Consider the following 16,358-nt stretch of genomic DNA (forward strand, 5'->3'; position numbering starts at 1 on the left):
ATCAAAAGTGCAAGAAGTGAAAAAACTCTGACTTCCGTGTCTTGCATTTCTTTTTCCATTGTGAAACACTACAAGATAAGAGAGGAAGGGGGGAAAAAGAGATGCCATATGTAACAGTCAAAATGCTGGAAGGCCGTACAGACGAACAAAAAAAGGCTTTAGTCGAAAAGGTGACTGCAGCAGTTACGGAAACAACTGGAGCACCAGCTGAAGCCGTGACGATTTTCATTGAAGAAATGTCAAAAAATCATTTAGCAGTAGCCGGTATCCGTAAAAGCGATTTATAAGATTTACATAATGGGGAAAAGCTAAGCCATCAATTCGGCTTAGCTTTTGTTTTTAGCTGCTCAATATATTCATATGCCTCATCAATTTCTTCAAGCGTATATTTTTGTTTGCTTTTCAGCGTGAAAATTTTCTCGGTGACTTCCTCTTTTTCAAGCGTGTCGAAGTATAATACCGTTGAAACCAGCTCCAAAAACCTGGCATTCTGTTCGTTCATATCCTGTAAGCATGCCTCAAGTGCCGGCATCTCCACTTCCTGTATGGATAGGAAATCCCGGCCTGCATCCGTTATCGAATAACAATATTGATAATAGCCTGCTTTTTTTTCCCTTACTTCATTCAAGTAGCCCATTTCGCAGAGCTCTTCAATACGTAAGGTCAACTCCTCCGAATACGGTCCATAAAAGTGAAACTGAAACTTTTCATGAAATGGGAAGGACAGCTTCTTCGCGATATAAACGATCTTCTGTAATTTTTTCCGACCCGAGATTTCACCGGCAGTAGAAATTGCATTGATAATGTTTGCATGATCCTTAAACAAGGCTCGTCACTCCTCACCAAAAATGTACCACTCTAATCCGATAGCTCCAAAAGCTTTCGAATCTGTTTTTTTATATTTTTCTTCGTAGATTCATCACGCAATAAATCCGCTGGATAATACAACTTATGATCCGTTCTTCTTTTCCCTGAAATTGCATCGACAATTTCGGATTCACGCGATAATTCACGAATTTCGCCATTATTTTTCAGCAAGTGAATCGGCAGTCTCTCCTCTTCCTCACCTGGCCGGTAAAAATCATACGGGAGATCTGATGAAGAATCGACGACAAGATAATAATCAGGATCGATGCCTGCCTTCTTGAATAGCGTCCTTAACTCCATCAACCTGTTCATTTGACTGTTCGATGGATGGAATTCCACATATTTGAATAGTTTACGGTTAACGAAGCGAGTGCATAAATCTTTTAAAATCGCATCGTTTTCGTCTTCCCATGCTTCGAAATAATAGAGCATCACCGCTTCATCCATTTTCAAGTAGTCCGTTAAAGTCACGTCTCCCCTGAACAATGAATAAAAATGGTGTGGTTCTTGGGCAAACTCATAACCGGATTCATATAAATGTTTCGCTCTATGTAGAATCTTGGTAAGTATGACCTCCGCACTTCTCGTAACTGGATGGAAATAAACCTGCCAATACATTTGGTAGCGACTCATGATATAATCCTCAACCGCATGCATCCCGCTTTGTTTTATGACGGCATGTTCTTCCCTTGGCCTCATTACACGCAAAAGCCTTTCCATATCGAAATGTCCATAACTCACGCCAGTGAAGTAAGCATCACGCTGTAAATAGTCCATTCTATCAGCATCGATCTGACTTGAAATCAGGCTGACTACTAATTTGCCTTTATAGGTTTTCGCTATGACTTCCGCCACTTTTTTAGGAAAATCACGTCCAACCCTAAGGAGGATCTTATTAACTTCCGTATCGCCGAGGATTATCTGCCTCGTGAATTGCTCATGATCCAGGTCAAACACCTTTTCAAAAGAATGAGAGAAAGGACCATGACCCAAATCATGCAGAAGTGCTGCGCACAAGGATAGTAACCGTTCCTCAGGTTTCCATTCGGGTCTGCCCTCGAAAACATCATCCACGATTCTCCGAACAATCTCGTATACTCCAAGCGAATGGCTAAGCCGACTATGTTCCGCACCATGAAAGGTTAAATAAGTCGTTCCCAGCTGTTTGATCCTTCGAAGACGCTGAAATTCCTTCGTCCCTATTAAATCCCATATAACCCGGTCGCGAACATGTATATATCGGTGCACCGGGTCCTTGAATACTTTTTCTTCTTGTAATTTTTCGCCGGAATATTCCATGAACTACCCTCTTTTTCGTAATCTCGATGCACTCATTATAGCGTGTTTTGACAAAAAACCCTAACTTCCACCTTGCTAGTAAGAGGGGTCATTTTGTAAGAAAACGGAAGTTTCAGTCCGATTTTGTCTTGAAAATAAAGAAATAAAAAATCACCGCAGTGTGTCGAATCTGGGTGATGATTACTTGTTTCATTTATCATAAGCAAACAATCCACTCTAACTATATATCATGGATCCTACTTTAGTTTTTTATTGATTTTATCTAGTAACTCGTCTTCTGTCGGTGCAGCAACTGGACGGTTATTGACAAAGGCAAAAGACTTCTTTCTGCCAGGACCGCAATAGGATTGACAGCCCACTTCAATTTTCGCGTCGGGATCAAGCTTTTCAAGACGCGGGATCAACGTTTTAATGTTTACCGCCAAGCAGTCATCGCACACTCTGAATTCATTGGACATCCTCCGGTCACCATCCTTTCCATGACAAACTATTTTTCATCCATTTATACGACTAAAGGGTATTTTACCGTTTCTACTTATGAATATCAAGAGGGCTGGATGATGTGAAAAGGATGTAAATAATCAAAAAACTAGTATCCTTTTAACCTTTTTGTATAAAAAATCCATATTTTGTCCAAAATGCTAGTAGAACACTCCATAAACCACTGCCACACGATATTTTATATAGTTATTTATTTTAAAAATTACCAGAAAGGGAGTATGTAGAAATGAAGGTTCGTCAAGACGCCTGGACAGAAGAAGATGATTTGCTTTTGGCAGAAACGGTATTGCGCCATGTGCGGGAAGGCAGCACTCAGCTCAATGCTTTTGAAGAGGTAGGAGATAAGTTGAATCGCACCTCTGCAGCATGCGGATTCCGCTGGAATGCAGTTGTCCGCCATAATTATGATAAAGCGCTTTCCCTTGCCAAGAAACAGCGTAAGCAGCGGCAAAGGATCCTTGGAAAAGATCAAGGAGGGAAAAAACGGCTTCTTTATACACCGCCGTCCCCAACGATTTCCGACATAATGGTTCCCCATGTACAAGAAGAGGAACTAGAGTTGAATTCCGAAGTCGATACTACCAATTATGAAGCAGCAGAGGAATTCGTTGTGGCAGAAGCCCTCGCTCCTAAGACACAGCACACACCAGTAACTTTGGAAACGGCCATGAGCCTTGATACCGTCATCGCCTATTTAGAATCCATGAACGGCCGCATGCTTCAAGCCGAAGTATTAAAAACCGAAAATGAAAGATTGAAGCTTGAAATTAAAGGGCTGAAAAAGCGAAACGAAGAATTGGAGAATAAAATCAGCCACCTAGAACAAAACAGCGGCTTGATGCAGGAAGATTATGAAACTTTGATGAATATCATGAATCGAGCAAGAAAGCTGGTTTTGTTAGAGGAAGAGGAACGTCCGGCAACTAAGTTCAAGATGGACCGGAATGGCAATTTGGAAAAAATGGCCGAGTAATAAGATAATGTGGGGTTCTGTTATACAGATCAACCACATGCCAGAGGCCGTTTCCCCCATGTTTATCCGAAAAAGAGAGCCAACAAGGCTCTTTTTTCATTGTTTCAAGAAAGATGGAATACTATCTCCGCCTATCATACAGTCCTTTTACAGTTTCAGTGAATGCTAAAGTCGTATTAAATGACAGAAGCCGTTCCTGACTTAATGGAACGGCTTCTGTCATATCAATCCTTTAATGCATCGAATACTTTATCATTGCGTTCCACCACTCTCGTCAAGTACGCCTCATACAGCGGCCATTCCTGAACGGAAAGTGTGTCAGAGAATATCCTTTCGCTATGTTCCTTCAACACTTGAAGGAATCTGAGCATCACGTCTTGAACACTCAATTGCACGCCCAACAATTCGGTTAGAGACGCCATTACCGAAGGGACGATATCAGGATAAGCGAATTTGGTTTCTGCATTTCCTTTAGCTGCATCATAAAAACCCTTCACGAGACTGGCACGTTCAGCCCCGCTTCCATTGACACACAAATAGATTTGCACCGCTACGCCATTGCGGATCCTGCGTTGGGATATACCGGCAAACTTTTGACCATTTATACTTAAATCATAACTGCCAGGACAATAGGAACCGACGATTTCCCGCGCCTCCATCTTGACTGGGAAATCGGAAAACATCAATTGGACAAGCTTCCACATCGCATCATATCCACGATTGATCTCAATTTTCTGCTCGTTTTCAGGAAAAATGAGCGAAAAATTAAGGACCCCCTCATCCAGGACGACTGCCAGCCCTCCGGAATTCCTCACGATGGCCTGAAAACCATGTTCTTCCAAATGATCCAAACCCTTTTTAAGAAAAGGTAACTTCGTATCCTGTATACCCATGACGATGGTTCGGTGGTGTACCCACGCCCTGGCTACAGCCGCTGATTTACCTGACCCTACGGAAGCGCAAAATGTATCATCCATCGCAAAGGACTCCAGAGCTGGAAACTGAGGTCCAACGGAAGATTGATCAATAATCCTCCACTCTTGCTGCATTAATAATGAATCTGTTTCACCCATACGAATCTCCCTCTACATTTAATCCTCAAGCTGTCTATTGATACTGCGCCACAAATCCCTGTGCCGCTGTAATGACAGCCAGTTTATATACATCCTCTTCACTGCATCCCCTCGAAAGGTCATTCACCGGACGATTCAGCCCCTGAAGGATCGGACCGACCGCTTCGAAGCCACCCAAGCGCTGTACCATCTTATAGCTGATGTTCCCTGCTTCGAGACTTGGGAAAATAAAAACATTCGCATCCCCCTGAATAAGGGAATCCGGTGCTTTTTTCCTTGCTACCGAAGGAACGAAGGCCGCGTCAAACTGAAATTCCCCATCAAGAATGACTTCAGGGTCCATTTCTTTTGCCAAATCGACGGCATCAACCACTTTTAAGGTCTCGGGGGATGTTGCCGATCCCTTTGTCGAAAAGCTCAGCATCGCCACACGCGGTTCGATATCGAACATTATTGCAGTCTTCGCACTTTCTATAGCAATTTCAGCCAGGTCCTGGGAACTGGGGTTTATATTGATCGCACAATCCGCGAATACATATTTTTCTTCATCTCGGACCATGATGAATACTCCCGAGGTTTTTTGGACGCCCGGCTTTGTTTTAATGATCTTTAAGGCTGGGCGAACCGTATCCGCAGTCGAATGCGTTGCGCCACTAACCATTCCATGGGCCAGTTTCATATGGACGAGCATGGTTCCAAAATAGTTCTCATCCTTTAAGATTTCACGCGCTTGTACATCGGTCGCTTTACCATCACGGACCTTCACGAACGCTTCAACCATTTCATCCATCATGATATAATTCTTCGGATCATATATTTCGATTGCATCAAGGGAGATCTTTAGATCTTTTGCCTTCTCTTGAATCAACCCAATATCCCCGATCAATACCGGTGTCACCAGTTTTGCTTTGGCAAGCCTGCCTGCCGCTCCCAAAATCCGTTCATCCAACCCTTCTGGAAAAACGATCTTTAAATTATGCCCCATAATTTTCGATTCCAATATTTCAAATAAATCACTCATTGGCTCTTCCTCCTTTTTAGATACGTTTCCCCATTTTTTTCTATATTTAACCATCCGTTAAAATCCATTGTCGTCTTCATTTAAGAATACTCCAGCAGCCAGGTAAATTCCAGCCATCCGCAAATTTGAAAATTGCAGAAACACCGAAAAACAGTGATGGTGTTTGCGGGTTGATATAAATTTCCTTATACTGAAACTATGTTATATTAAAGTTATAATAAGACTTAGGAGTGATCGTAATGAGTGAAGCAGCACAAACACTGGACGGCTGGTATTGTTTACATGATTTCCGTCTAATCGACTGGTCTTCTTGGAAAACGTTATCAAGTGACGAGCGCCAATTGGCCATCTCAGAATTCCAAGGTTTACTGGATAAATGGAATATGACACAAAACGACAATGAAGGCAGCCATGCCTTATATTCGATCGTTGGTCAGAAAGCGGACTTCATGCTTATGTTTGCCCGCCCAACCATGGAAGAATTGAATGCAATTGAAAACGAATTCAACAAAACGAAGCTTGCCGAATATACAATTCCCGCTTATTCATACGTTTCCGTCGTGGAATTAAGCAATTACTTAGCTGGCGGAGATGGTGAGGACCCATACCAGAATCCTCATGTCCGTTCCAGACTTTATCCGATACTTCCAAAAGCGAAACATGTATGCTTCTATCCAATGGACAAGCGTCGTGATGGCGATGATAACTGGTATATGCTTTCCATGGAAGAGCGCAAAGGCTTAATGCGTTCCCACGGCTTGATTGGCCGCAGTTATGCAGGTAAAGTAAAACAAATCATTTCGGGTTCTGTCGGTTTTGACGATTATGAATGGGGCGTAACACTATTCGCAGATGATGTCCTTCAATTCAAAAAATTAATCTATGAAATGCGTTTTGATGAAGTTAGTGCACGTTACGCTGCATTTGGTTCTTTCTTTGTAGGCAATATCCTGCCGGAAGAAAACGTACCTTCATTCCTATACGTATAAGACGATGAGCTTCCGGTTTCCGGAAGCTTTTTTTGCGTCCCCTCCTTATTTTTCCCCGGCTTTGGAATAAATCCATTCCACATCCCATACATTTTCAATAGTGATGAATTCATTTTTTCACAGTCCCATTCAGCTTCAGGAAAATTAATCAAGGCAATTCCTGACTCCAGCGAGGTGAAGGAACGTTACTTTTATTCATTTGCCGGCAAGAGGATATCGCTTATATCATGAACGGCTGCCGTTATGTATCGCTTAACATGCATTGTGGTTTTTTAAGCCACCCGGAGATTGTCCAGAAAACATATACAATACTACCGGTCGCTATAAATCGCACTGTTTCTTCCAGTCCACTCTCTCGGATTGTCCAAATTCCACAGCATCAACTAAACCTTGAATTTAGGAGGGAATGCAATGTCACAAAATAATCCTTATGGTAATTATCCGTACGGAGGAAGCCCTTATTACCCCTATGAAAATAATGAGCCTGAACTAAGGCAGCAAAATCCTAACCAGCAACAAGGTTACCCGCAGCAAGGATACCAACAGCCATCATACCAGCAACAACAGCCCACTATGGCAGGTACGCCACAACAAATGCCGATAACGATGGGTCAACCCCCTTCCGGACCACAGATACCTGGCATGCTTCCGGTCGAACAGTCGTACATCGAGAACATCTTGCGTTTGAATAAAGGGAAATTGGCCACTGTTTATACAACGTTTGAAAACAACAAGGAATGGAATGCCAAGATCTTCAAAGGAATCATCGAGGCTGCAGGACGCGATCACTTAATCATAAGCGATCCTCAAACGGGAAAACGATACTTAATCCCGATGGTATACTTAGATTATATAACGTTTGATGAAGAAATCGAATATGAATATCCATTCGGGGGCACTGGGCTTACCACCTATTCGCCAAGGTAAAAAAATCCTAAATAGAAGAGCCTCAGAATCTATTTGATTTTGAGGCTCTTCTTTATTGGAATGACTTTTTGACAAAAAAAGCTGACCCAAGAAGATCAGCTACCTTCATTACAAGTATTTATATGCAGCAACTATCATTAAGACCCAAGCAACCAAGAAAGAAACTCCGCCAAGCGGTGTGATGGCCCCCAGGACTTTAATTTGCGTAACGCTTAGAACGAATAGACTTCCGGAAAACAGGATAATTCCTATTAACATAAGCCAGCCGGACCAGTTGATCAGCGGACTTGAAATTTTCCCGGCCAATAAACCGAGTACCAATAAACCCACCGCATGGAACATTTGATATTGAACAGCGGTTTGCCAGGTTTCTAAATATTTATCGGGAATTTTCCCTTCCAGTCCGTGTGCACCGAATGCACCTAGTGCCACAGCAATAAACCCATTCAATGCACCTAAAATGATGAACAGTTTCAATTATTTCGCTCCCCTTCCCTAATTTAAAAATCGAACAAGGACTCCCCATTGGCCTCATCCATTTTAACCGGTTCTACATTCGGTGTAGCCGACATAACGGGCTGGGTCAATGTGATTGGCTTCGGTATGCTGATGTTAACCGCTTTTTCATCAACCATTACTTCACAAAGGGACTTAATCGCAATTACATACCCCTGCACCTTATCCTCTGAATTTGTCTGTTTCGCTTTTAAAACAAGCTCTTCGATTTTATCTAACATTTGTCTTGATGAAATATCCAACTTTACCACCTCGTCTATATACAGGTCAAAACTATCATATCTAGCATAGCAAAAATCAGAGAAGAAAACACCTTGCATATTTCCTACCTTTTCATTGGCTTGGCTTGAAATTCCAAGCATGGCTGTCCTGAAGAATGAAAGACATCAAGAGAAGGCTGGTTTGATGTTTTGAATTGAAAAGCACGACAGCCCTTTGGAAAACTCGGATCCCAAGTTATATAGAAATGATTGCACGCCATACAATTCACCCGTTTCGTTTTCCTGCCCATATCATCGGTTCGAGATTTTCCAATCAATTGGGGATTCCCCCATTTCCATCAGCAATTGATTTGTTTTGGAAAAAGGTTTTGTGCCAAAGAAACCACGGGAAGCCGACAGCGGACTTGGATGTACGGACTTAATGATTTTATGGCGGGTTTCATCAATCAAAGGGATTTTGGTTTGAGCAGGTTTTCCCCACAGAATGAATACAACCGGTTTCGGACGGTCATTCAATAGGCGAATAACTTGATTCGTAAAGATTTCCCACCCTTTTCCGCGGTGTGAGTGCGCCTCTCCCTCACGCACAGTCAAGACGGTATTCAATAGAAGCACTCCCCGTTTTGCCCATTCAACAAGGTAACCATTATCCGGAACTTCATAGCCTAGATCGGTGTTTAACTCTTTAAAGATATTTCTTAAAGAGGGTGGGATGCGAACTTCCGGCTTAACTGAAAAACTAAGGCCATGCGCTTGACCAGGCCCATGGTAAGGGTCCTGTCCAAGGATGACAACCTTTACGTCCTCATAAGGAGTATAGTGAAGCGCATTGAAAATATCGTCCTGATCAGGATGAATGACTTGCTGGCTGTACTCTTGCTTTATAAATTCCCTTAGCTCCTGGTAATATTCTTTTTTGAATTCCTCTTTCAATAGAGGCCACCAATCATTTGTCAATAACTGCTTTTCCATCTGCCACAGCCCCTTTCCACTTTTTGAAACTATATTATATCAAACTTAATCGCCTTGCCTTTACCATAGATTACGATTTATGTTTCTATATACCCCAAAAGTGGGAAATAGAAAGTTAGTAAGCAATTTAACCATGTTGGAGGATTCCCTATGAAAAAATGGTACAAAAGAAAACGATTTTATCTGCTTGTCAGCATTTTGATCGTCATTGCAATCGTAATCGTCTATAACAGCTACAAGCCTCTCCCCGATGGTATTTCTTATGAAGGAAAAGTTCATCATGTCGAGGATATCGATTTCATCTATGACCTCTCCTACCACGATGAACAAGGGAATCTGCAACATGAGCAGCGAATTTTCCAAACCATTAATCAAGCCATAGAAGAGGCTGATTCTTATATCGTAATCGATATGTTTTTGTTTAATGCTTTTTATGATGAAAAGGTAAACTTCCCGAAGTTAACCGAGACTCTGAAGGATAATCTGGTGAAACAGAAGAAAAGGAAACCTGATCTCAAGGTTATATTCATTACAGATGAAGTGAATACTTCCTATAATGCCTACCAATTAGAGGCATTGGAAACGATGAAGAAAAATGGAATTGATGTCATTGTTACCAACCTAGACCGCCTCCGGGATCCGAATCCTCTCTATTCAGGGGTGTATCGGACCTTTTTCCAATGGTTCGGTGAAAGCGGGAAAGGCTGGATTGTCAATCCAATGGCCAAAAGCGCGCCAAAGGTCACCTTGCGTTCTTATCTTAGACTGATGAATATCAAAGCCAATCACAGAAAAGTGGTCGCTACTGAAAAAACGGCCATCATCTCATCTGCCAATCCTCATGACGCAAGTGGATTCCATTCCAATATCGCGTTCCAGATGGATGGGAATATCATCGGTGATTTTCTTAAAGCCGAAGAAGCCGCTTCGAAATTCTCGGGAGGACCAAAGTCATTTCCTGAGTTCAAGGGGACATCGGCAGATAAAGGACCGATATCGGTACAACTGCTAACGGAAGGAAAAATCAATAAACATGTCCTTAAGGCAATTAAGGATGCAAAAAAGGGGGACAAGATCCATCTTGCCATGTTCTACATTGCCGATCGCGAGGTTGTCGAGGCATTAACGGATGCAGCTGAACGGGGTGTGAAGATTCAAATGATATTGGATCCGAATCAAAACGCTTTCGGAAGTGAGAAAATCGGGCTTCCCAATCTTCCGGTTGCCGCCGAATTCGAAAAACTGGGGGATGAAAACATCTCGATCCGCTGGTACAAAACAGATAAAGAACAGTTCCATACAAAGTTGATGATGATCCAAAAGGCTAATGAAACGGTTATCCTTGGAGGATCGGCTAATTATACCTCCCGCAATCTGGATGACTATAATCTTGAAGCGAATGTTGAAATCCATGCTCCAAATGATGCTGACGTTTCCAAGGATGTCGATAGCTATTTTCAAAGACTTTGGACAAATCAAAACGGAACTTACACGGTGGATTACAGTGAATACCAAAAGAAACTGCCTGTCTTCAAATACTTGACCTACCGCATTCAAAAGGTATTCCGCTTCACCACTTACTAAATATTCTTCGATAAAAATGTTTATCCGTGCCCAAACGAGGTTATATACTACTATAGCCAATCAACAACTGTAATAAGCAAGATTCCATTTACCTATTTTCAAGAGAATCTCACTAAAATTCAAGGAGGAGTTTATATGTATCAAGTACATGTAGTAGAAAACGGTTTACAAGCAAAGGAAAAAATCGATGAATTAATTACATCAGGTTATACGAAAGACGATGTATATTTGTTTGCCCATGACAAAACCCGTTCAAAACACCTTACCGAGAATACAAATACAGAAGGTGTAGGCATGAAGGAACAAGGTTTCCTTGATACCGTCGGAAATCTCTTTAAATCACGCGGAGATGAACTTCGTAATCGAATGAGCAACCTTGGCCTTAGTGATATGGAGGCAGAACGTTACGAGGAAGTTCTTGACGAAGGAAAAGTAGTCATCGTCGCTTCGAAACAAGATAATAAAGACGGGGTTACACACTAAACCCGATAACCATTACCCTATATGGATTCACAAAAAAGCGAGGCCCCAAAACCTGTGGCCTCGCTTTTTATATTCATTATCCAAGGATTCTTTGGTACGTGGCCTTTGCATGGACCATGTCCTTCGTACCGTGAATCAACGCCCGTCCATCCTTGAAAATGACGATACGCTCCCCAGCTTTTTCACAAGAGAGAAGAAATGGATTGAATTTCACCAAATAGCCGCTGCCGTCCAGATCTTTGGCTAATTTCTCGAGCTGCAATTCCAAAGGTTTTGGCGGTCTTACCTGTACAGTGTCCCTCCCGCAAAGAACAGCCGTTTTCGTTGCATTTTCCATTGTTAAAAAGGGGTATGTCCTCTGCTCTCCGCATGAGAGACAATCTTTCTTTTTCGCTTTTGTCAATTTAACGGTTTGGTATTGATTTCTCCACAGATCAAAAGTAACAAGTGCAGGTCGTACCGATTCCCAATCTTCAACAAGGATTTTCAAAGCTTCGGCAGTTTGGTGTGCCACTACCATCGTTACAGCTGGTGATATGATTCCTCCTGTGTCACAGGTCATCCCTTGAATGGGGATAGCTTTAAGCAAACAGTGCAAACATGGAGTCTGTCCGGGAAGGATAGTCAAAGCCATGCCCACACTCCCCACACATGCCCCATAAATCCACGGTATATGAAGCTTTTGTGATAAATCATTAATAATCATCCGTGTCTCAAAATTATCGGTTGCATCCAATATCAAATCAACATCACCAAGCAGCTGCTCAAGGTTTTGGGCAGTTGCGTCCATGATGATGGCATTCACTTCAACTTCATGATTGATATCAAATAAATGACGCTTTGCCGCTTCTGCTTTTGGCAGCTTCTCCTCGACATCCCGTTCCGTATACATTTGTTGGCGCTGTAAATTACTGGTCTCGACATAATCCCTGTCGACAATGGTAAGCTTCCCTACTCCTGCACGAGTAAGGGCCTCGGCATTAGCAGATCCCAAAGCCCCTGCACCAAGAAGCAAGACATGCTTCTTCATAATTTTCAATTGGCCCCCTTCACCGATGGGGGCGAATAAAGTCTGCCTTGAAAATCGCTCTTTCACCGTGAACCCTCCCTTCCGAATGCTTTAGCCTCCACTTACTGGCGGAATGAAAGCAACTGTATCTCCATCAGATAGAATTGTGTCATCATCGGCAAATTCTTCATTGACCGCTGTCATCACAGTTTCAAGACCTTCCAATTGAAAATCCACCTTCATTTTTCCTTTTAGCTGGGCCACACTCATTCCATTTCCTTCTATAGTAACAGTCTCTTTGCCTAGCTCATCTTTCAAATGGGCAAATAAAAGTACATTAACCATCAATATCCCCCTCTTCCGGTTTCCCCGTTGGATATGGAACGGTTTCCAACTGGTTTCCGACCCATGTCTCCCCATCTTCCCAGTGTTCTTTTTTCCAAATCGGGACGATTTCTTTAATTCTTTCAATCGCATACCTGTTTGCCTCATATGCATCATTTCGGTGTGGCGTACTAACGGCAATAACCACTGCGATATCCGTGATTTCAAGTTTACCTACACGATGGGTGATCGCCGTTTCTGCATCAGGCCAACGCTCCTTGATCTCAGATCCGATTTGCTCCAATTTCTTGATGGCCATCGGTTCATACGCTTCATATATTAAGAAGAGAGTCTTTTTTCCTTTCGTCATTTCCCTCACCGTACCAATAAAGGTCGTGACGGCACCTGCATTTCGACTGACTACTTTATTAATCACTTCCTGGATGACAATCGGCTCTTTTGAAATATTATAATTCATGTCTACCATCCTTTATATATAATTCAGTTTGATCAATATAACCTGCCTCTTGATAATCTTCCATCGTATTCATATTGAAAAAAAGGTATTGAAAATGTTCAGGATTCTCGCGATATAACTTAAAGTCGGTTTCTTTCATGATTTTCACCGAAATCTTTTCCAAAAATAGACTCATTTTCAATTCATGTTTTAATAAACAGTCCGTCAGTACAGGAAGACACCTTTTATGGTAAACAGCAAAAAGCGGCTGGATCCTGCCATTTATTTCTGGAATGACTGCATCGAATTCAGGTTCATAATGGGAAATGATATCCTTTATGGCATCAGCATTCACAAACGGCATATCACAGGCTGCAAGGAACTGAAGCTCCGTTTTCGATGAGGTCAACCCTGCATGCAATCCGCCAAGAGGTCCATGATCTTTATGTAAATCCGGAATTAGCGGCAGCTGCAGAAAACGATATTCTTCAAATGTATTCGTAATGACCATAATGTTTTCTGACACCTTTTTCAATTCGGATGCCACTCTTGAAATGTTCACAACGCCACTTATGGTCAACAGGGCCTTATTCACGCCCATACGGCTTGATTTCCCACCAGCTAAAAGCAACATTGTCCATTCCATAGAAATCACCCTCCCTTTTTTGGGTTTAATCCAGCATCGAACGGTAAAGCTATACTAAATGTATCCACTATATTTAAATATTTTAAATCAACTTTGAAAATAATGACACCTTCGCAAACTTTGCTTTGTAAATCAAAAGATGGAAAGTAGGCCACACTTCCATTTTATATTCTGAATTCCAGGTCCGAAAAATGACACATGCGTGGCCATTCCATTACCTTTCTTAAGGTACTCATATTAAGGTGAAAACTAAGTTTTACATAAAAGAAATTTTGGTATATTCTAAAAATAGGATATTAACTGGTATGCTGATAATATCGATATCTAATTCTCCTGAGGAGGTCACATAATGACTATGAAAAGAGCTATGACAGTTGCCGGATCGGATTCGAGCGGCGGTGCCGGTCTTCAAGCGGATTTAAAGACATTCCAAGAATTCGGCGTTTACGGTATGTCCGCATTAACGACAATCGTGACGATGGATCCAAAGAATGGCTGGTCCCATAATGTATTCCCTACACCGGTCGAGGTTTTAGAAGCCCAAATCGAAACGATTCTATCAATCGGCATTGATGCCATGAAAACGGGAATGCTTGGATCAGTGGAAATCATTGAACTTGTTGCCCGTAAAATAGACGAGTTGAAGCTGGACAAGGTCGTAATCGATCCAGTTATGGTATGTAAAGGTGAAGATGAAGTATTGCACCCTGAAACTGCTGTAGCTCTGCGCGAACTGCTTGTTCCACGTGCAACTGTAGTCACGCCAAACCTGTTCGAGGCCGCTCAGTTAGCGGGAACTGCGCCTATCAAGACGATTGACGATATGAGGGCTGCAGCCGAAAAGATTCATGCACTTGGTGCAAAATATGTCTTGATCAAAGGCGGTAATAAGCTGGATCATGATAAAGCCATTGACCTTTTATATGATGGAACTGAATTTGAAATCCTTGAATCAGAAAAAATCGAAACGACCAATACACATGGTGCCGGCTGTTCATCTTCAGCAGCCATCGCAGCTCAATTGGCTGAAGGGAAAAGCCCGCGTGAGGCTGTCCTCATTGCTAAAGACTTCATCACCGAGGCCGTTCGCCATTCTTGGAAGATGAATGATTATGTTGGACCTGTCAATCATGGTGCATACCATAAATATGGAATCGCTGAAAAAACACAAAAATAAAACATCAAGTTTAATGGCCGCTCAAATTCATCGAGCGGCCTTTTTCGCTTTTTTTGTTTTTATTTAGTAAAATAGAAAGAAGGAAAAGCTTATCTAGCCGCCCAGTTAAGGAGGAAATTATAGAATGAAACCTATAGACCGTACAGAGGTGCAAAATGCCATTGATTCTTTCGCAGGACAAGATGTATATCTTCACCTTGAAACGACAAATGGTGCCTATGCCACTCATGTAGATGAAGCTTTCTTTTCGGCAGGTGCTTATATTCGTAATGCTCTTATACAGTATGAACATGGGAAGATAGTTGGGGATGGACCCTACCGCATCGGCTTGAAGCTCAATATTGGCTGGGTATATGCAGAAGGCGTTAACCACTTCGAAATGGATGAACAAGGGAGATTGCTATTGGCAGGCCTTGATTTTTCCGGAAAGCTTGCTGTCTCCATGCAGCTCAGTCCCACTCCTTTTGAATGATGACAACTTGCATGATATATATCATATAATTCCGATGAAAACTCCCATTTACCGATAACCATACTCACTGTAAGTAGAACGGAAGGAGAAATATACCTTGGAAAAAGAACGCCATGTATTAGTTATATTCCCACATCCCGATGATGAAGCCTTCTCGGTCTCCGGAACGCTTGCCCTTCATAGAGAAGCGGGCACTCCTGTCACCTATTTATGCTTAACTTTAGGAGAAATGGGACGTAATTTAGGAAACCCTCCATTTGCAACAAGGGAATCCCTCCCTAAAATTCGCAAAAAGGAATTAATCGATGCAGCAAATGCGATTGGCATCCAAGATTTACGCATGCTTGGATTGCGTGATAAGACAATTGAATTCGAAGATGATGAAAAGCTTACTTCATTATTTACCGATGCCATCAATGAATTGAATCCTTCATTGATCATTACGTTTTACCCAGGATACAGTGTCCATCCTGACCATGAAGCGACAGCACGGGCTGTGGTGCGGGCCGTTGAAAGAATGGATGCGAAAGAGAGGCCTAAACTTCATTGTGTCGCCTTCTCGAATAACTGCATTGACGAATTAGGGCAACCTGACATTATCCATGATATCTCTGCCGTCGAAGAAAAAAAGGTAGCCACATTCACTGCCCACCGTTCGCAAACTCAGGCAATGGTGATCGATTGGAAAGAGAAATTCGAAAATCAGGATGCCGATTTTCTAGACTGGATCCGTAAAGAACGATTATGGACCTATAAGTTTTAAAGAAACCGCCAATATGGCGGTTTTCTTTGTTTATGGCATAAAAAAACGCCTGTGGGATACAGGCGGAGAAAAGGGGGATACTTT

21 protein-coding genes are annotated in these 16,358 nt (G+C 42.2%); 9 read left to right on the forward strand and 12 right to left on the reverse strand.

Features of this window, described 5'->3' with window-relative positions:
* Window positions 1-101 precede the first annotated feature (101 nt).
* Window positions 102-287 (forward strand): 2-hydroxymuconate tautomerase, encoded by a 186-nt coding sequence (locus ABOA58_RS26930; protein WP_350300708.1) that lies wholly within the window; start codon window positions 102-104, stop codon window positions 285-287.
* 29 nt (window positions 288-316) lie between these two features.
* On the opposite strand, the gene ABOA58_RS26935 is transcribed toward ABOA58_RS26930, so the two are convergent.
* From ABOA58_RS26935 to ABOA58_RS26945, 3 genes are all read right to left on the reverse strand, one after another.
* On the reverse strand, window positions 317-826 hold the full coding sequence (locus tag ABOA58_RS26935; protein WP_098185024.1) for a YwgA family protein: 510 nt from the start codon (window positions 824-826) through the stop codon (window positions 317-319).
* 32 nt (window positions 827-858) lie between these two features.
* Window positions 859-2,166 (reverse strand): HD domain-containing protein, encoded by a 1,308-nt coding sequence (locus tag ABOA58_RS26940; protein WP_350300709.1) that lies wholly within the window; start codon window positions 2,164-2,166, stop codon window positions 859-861.
* A 236-nt stretch (window positions 2,167-2,402) separates the two neighbouring features.
* Window positions 2,403-2,624 (reverse strand): DUF1450 domain-containing protein, encoded by a 222-nt coding sequence (locus tag ABOA58_RS26945; protein WP_048683566.1) that lies wholly within the window; start codon window positions 2,622-2,624, stop codon window positions 2,403-2,405.
* Between the two features lie 269 nt (window positions 2,625-2,893).
* Here ABOA58_RS26945 and ABOA58_RS26950 point away from each other — a divergent pair, with 269 nt between their 5' ends.
* Window positions 2,894-3,640 carry an RsfA family transcriptional regulator gene (locus ABOA58_RS26950; RefSeq protein ID WP_350300710.1) on the forward strand — a complete coding sequence of 249 codons (747 nt, stop codon included), beginning with the start codon at window positions 2,894-2,896 and terminating at the stop codon, window positions 3,638-3,640.
* A 224-nt stretch (window positions 3,641-3,864) separates the two neighbouring features.
* On the opposite strand, the gene ABOA58_RS26955 is transcribed toward ABOA58_RS26950, so the two are convergent.
* Together ABOA58_RS26955 and pta are read right to left on the reverse strand one after the other, a co-directional pair.
* Window positions 3,865-4,713 (reverse strand): lipoate--protein ligase family protein, encoded by an 849-nt coding sequence (locus ABOA58_RS26955; protein WP_350300711.1) that lies wholly within the window; start codon window positions 4,711-4,713, stop codon window positions 3,865-3,867.
* 34 nt (window positions 4,714-4,747) lie between these two features.
* Window positions 4,748-5,734 (reverse strand): phosphate acetyltransferase, encoded by a 987-nt coding sequence (pta, locus tag ABOA58_RS26960; RefSeq protein WP_350300712.1) that lies wholly within the window; start codon window positions 5,732-5,734, stop codon window positions 4,748-4,750.
* Window positions 5,735-5,973: 239 nt separating this feature from the next.
* Between pta and hemQ the strand changes: the two genes are divergently transcribed.
* Together hemQ and gerQ are read left to right on the forward strand one after the other, a co-directional pair.
* Window positions 5,974-6,723, forward strand: a complete 750-nt coding sequence (gene hemQ, locus ABOA58_RS26965; RefSeq protein WP_350300713.1) for a hydrogen peroxide-dependent heme synthase — start codon at window positions 5,974-5,976, stop codon at window positions 6,721-6,723.
* 411 nt (window positions 6,724-7,134) lie between these two features.
* Window positions 7,135-7,650 carry a spore coat protein GerQ gene (gene gerQ / locus ABOA58_RS26970; RefSeq protein ID WP_350300714.1) on the forward strand — a complete coding sequence of 172 codons (516 nt, stop codon included), beginning with the start codon at window positions 7,135-7,137 and terminating at the stop codon, window positions 7,648-7,650.
* Window positions 7,651-7,758: 108 nt separating this feature from the next.
* Here gerQ and ABOA58_RS26975 read toward each other — a convergent pair whose 3' ends face one another.
* From ABOA58_RS26975 to ABOA58_RS26985, 3 genes are all read right to left on the reverse strand, one after another.
* Window positions 7,759-8,127 (reverse strand): DUF423 domain-containing protein, encoded by a 369-nt coding sequence (locus tag ABOA58_RS26975; RefSeq protein ID WP_137017372.1) that lies wholly within the window; start codon window positions 8,125-8,127, stop codon window positions 7,759-7,761.
* A gap of 23 nt (window positions 8,128-8,150) precedes the next feature.
* Window positions 8,151-8,408, reverse strand: coding sequence for a YwdI family protein (locus tag ABOA58_RS26980; RefSeq protein WP_137023602.1), 258 nt, complete (start codon window positions 8,406-8,408; stop codon window positions 8,151-8,153).
* Between the two features lie 270 nt (window positions 8,409-8,678).
* Window positions 8,679-9,359 carry a uracil-DNA glycosylase gene (locus ABOA58_RS26985; RefSeq protein ID WP_350300715.1) on the reverse strand — a complete coding sequence of 227 codons (681 nt, stop codon included), beginning with the start codon at window positions 9,357-9,359 and terminating at the stop codon, window positions 8,679-8,681.
* A 150-nt stretch (window positions 9,360-9,509) separates the two neighbouring features.
* On the opposite strand from ABOA58_RS26985, the gene ABOA58_RS26990 reads away from it, so the two are divergent.
* Both ABOA58_RS26990 and ABOA58_RS26995 read left to right on the forward strand, forming a co-directional pair.
* Window positions 9,510-10,943 carry a phospholipase D family protein gene (locus tag ABOA58_RS26990; RefSeq protein ID WP_350300716.1) on the forward strand — a complete coding sequence of 478 codons (1,434 nt, stop codon included), beginning with the start codon at window positions 9,510-9,512 and terminating at the stop codon, window positions 10,941-10,943.
* Window positions 10,944-11,078: 135 nt separating this feature from the next.
* Window positions 11,079-11,426, forward strand: a complete 348-nt coding sequence (locus ABOA58_RS26995) for a general stress protein (protein WP_350300717.1) — start codon at window positions 11,079-11,081, stop codon at window positions 11,424-11,426.
* A 76-nt stretch (window positions 11,427-11,502) separates the two neighbouring features.
* Here the strand turns inward: ABOA58_RS26995 and ABOA58_RS27000 are convergent, their stop codons facing one another.
* The 4 genes from ABOA58_RS27000 to mobA are packed head-to-tail and all read right to left on the reverse strand — an operon-like array spanning window position 11,503 to window position 13,862.
* The gene (locus tag ABOA58_RS27000; protein ID WP_350300718.1) at window positions 11,503-12,522 is read right to left on the reverse strand and encodes a MoeB/ThiF family adenylyltransferase; all 1,020 of its coding nucleotides are present in this window, start codon (window positions 12,520-12,522) and stop codon (window positions 11,503-11,505) included.
* A 24-nt stretch (window positions 12,523-12,546) separates the two neighbouring features.
* Window positions 12,547-12,780: a molybdopterin converting factor subunit 1 gene (moaD, locus tag ABOA58_RS27005; protein WP_350300719.1), complete on the reverse strand. Its 234-nt coding sequence runs from the start codon at window positions 12,778-12,780 to the stop codon at window positions 12,547-12,549.
* Window positions 12,773-13,237 carry a molybdenum cofactor biosynthesis protein MoaE gene (locus ABOA58_RS27010; RefSeq protein ID WP_350300720.1) on the reverse strand — a complete coding sequence of 155 codons (465 nt, stop codon included), beginning with the start codon at window positions 13,235-13,237 and terminating at the stop codon, window positions 12,773-12,775. Before ABOA58_RS27010 ends, moaD begins: the two co-directional genes overlap by 8 nt.
* On the reverse strand, window positions 13,227-13,862 hold the full coding sequence (gene mobA / locus ABOA58_RS27015) for a molybdenum cofactor guanylyltransferase (protein ID WP_350300721.1): 636 nt from the start codon (window positions 13,860-13,862) through the stop codon (window positions 13,227-13,229). The genes ABOA58_RS27010 and mobA overlap by 11 nt, the downstream gene beginning before the upstream one ends.
* A 349-nt stretch (window positions 13,863-14,211) precedes the next feature.
* On the opposite strand from mobA, the gene pdxK reads away from it, so the two are divergent.
* The 3 genes from pdxK to bshB2 all read left to right on the forward strand — a co-directional run bounded on the left by pdxK (window position 14,212) and on the right by bshB2 (window position 16,274).
* Window positions 14,212-15,039, forward strand: a complete 828-nt coding sequence (gene pdxK, locus ABOA58_RS27020; protein WP_350300722.1) for a pyridoxine/pyridoxal/pyridoxamine kinase — start codon at window positions 14,212-14,214, stop codon at window positions 15,037-15,039.
* Window positions 15,040-15,163: 124 nt separating this feature from the next.
* On the forward strand, window positions 15,164-15,511 hold the full coding sequence (locus ABOA58_RS27025; protein WP_096339115.1) for a YojF family protein: 348 nt from the start codon (window positions 15,164-15,166) through the stop codon (window positions 15,509-15,511).
* 97 nt (window positions 15,512-15,608) lie between these two features.
* The gene (gene bshB2, locus ABOA58_RS27030; protein ID WP_350300723.1) at window positions 15,609-16,274 is read left to right on the forward strand and encodes a bacillithiol biosynthesis deacetylase BshB2; all 666 of its coding nucleotides are present in this window, start codon (window positions 15,609-15,611) and stop codon (window positions 16,272-16,274) included.
* Window positions 16,275-16,358: the final 84 nt, after the last annotated feature.

It is taken from the genome of Peribacillus frigoritolerans (assembly GCF_040250305.1).
GTDB lineage: Bacteria > Bacillota > Bacilli > Bacillales > DSM-1321 > Peribacillus.

Bases quoted from the DNA above. Each gene is read 5' to 3' on its own strand.
- ABOA58_RS26930 (WP_350300708.1), top strand. From the start codon at position 102: ATGCCATATGTAACAGTCAAAATGCTGGAAGGCCGTACAGACGAACAA.
- ABOA58_RS26940 (WP_350300709.1), bottom strand. From the start codon at position 2,166: ATGGAATATTCCGGCGAAAAATTACAAGAAGAAAAAGTATTCAAGGAC.
- ABOA58_RS26945 (WP_048683566.1), bottom strand. From the start codon at position 2,624: ATGTCCAATGAATTCAGAGTGTGCGATGACTGCTTGGCGGTAAACATT.
- ABOA58_RS26950 (WP_350300710.1), top strand. From the start codon at position 2,894: ATGAAGGTTCGTCAAGACGCCTGGACAGAAGAAGATGATTTGCTTTTG.
- ABOA58_RS26955 (WP_350300711.1), bottom strand. From the start codon at position 4,713: ATGGGTGAAACAGATTCATTATTAATGCAGCAAGAGTGGAGGATTATT.
- pta (WP_350300712.1), bottom strand. From the start codon at position 5,734: ATGAGTGATTTATTTGAAATATTGGAATCGAAAATTATGGGGCATAAT.
- hemQ (WP_350300713.1), top strand. From the start codon at position 5,974: ATGAGTGAAGCAGCACAAACACTGGACGGCTGGTATTGTTTACATGAT.
- gerQ (WP_350300714.1), top strand. From the start codon at position 7,135: ATGTCACAAAATAATCCTTATGGTAATTATCCGTACGGAGGAAGCCCT.
- ABOA58_RS26985 (WP_350300715.1), bottom strand. From the start codon at position 9,359: ATGGAAAAGCAGTTATTGACAAATGATTGGTGGCCTCTATTGAAAGAG.
- ABOA58_RS26990 (WP_350300716.1), top strand. From the start codon at position 9,510: ATGAAAAAATGGTACAAAAGAAAACGATTTTATCTGCTTGTCAGCATT.
- ABOA58_RS26995 (WP_350300717.1), top strand. From the start codon at position 11,079: ATGTATCAAGTACATGTAGTAGAAAACGGTTTACAAGCAAAGGAAAAA.
- moaD (WP_350300719.1), bottom strand. From the start codon at position 12,780: ATGGTTAATGTACTTTTATTTGCCCATTTGAAAGATGAGCTAGGCAAA.
- ABOA58_RS27010 (WP_350300720.1), bottom strand. From the start codon at position 13,237: ATGAATTATAATATTTCAAAAGAGCCGATTGTCATCCAGGAAGTGATT.
- mobA (WP_350300721.1), bottom strand. From the start codon at position 13,862: ATGGAATGGACAATGTTGCTTTTAGCTGGTGGGAAATCAAGCCGTATG.
- pdxK (WP_350300722.1), top strand. From the start codon at position 14,212: ATGACTATGAAAAGAGCTATGACAGTTGCCGGATCGGATTCGAGCGGC.
- ABOA58_RS27025 (WP_096339115.1), top strand. From the start codon at position 15,164: ATGAAACCTATAGACCGTACAGAGGTGCAAAATGCCATTGATTCTTTC.